The sequence below is a fragment of the Acinetobacter sp. ESBL14 genome, assembly GCF_036668815.1.
Taxonomy (GTDB): Bacteria; Pseudomonadota; Gammaproteobacteria; order Pseudomonadales; family Moraxellaceae; genus Acinetobacter; species Acinetobacter gyllenbergii.
The window spans coordinates 1-240 of record NZ_JAZEVS010000091.1; the positions used below are offsets into that span (position 1 = coordinate 1).

Annotated in this window: 1 protein-coding gene; it reads left to right on the forward strand. The window is 52.1% G+C overall.

Annotated elements, in window-relative coordinates:
- The coding region (locus tag V6E90_RS21765) for an Ig-like domain-containing protein (protein WP_332606444.1) at positions 1 to 240 on the forward strand (240 nt) is incomplete at both ends.

A 240-nucleotide genomic window follows, 5' to 3' on the forward strand; every position in this document is an offset into this window, starting at 1 on the left:
TTGTGGTGACTGTGGATGGTGTGAACTATCCAGCGGTGAACAATGGTGATGGTACTTGGACCTTGGCGGACAATACTTTACCGACCTTGGGTGAAGGCAACCATACTGTGACCGTGACTGCGACAGATGCAGCGGGCAATGTGGGCACAGATAGCGCAGTATTGACGATTGATACCGTTGCACCAAATGCACCAGTGCTTGATCCGATCAATGCGACCGACCCAATCAGTGGTACAGCAG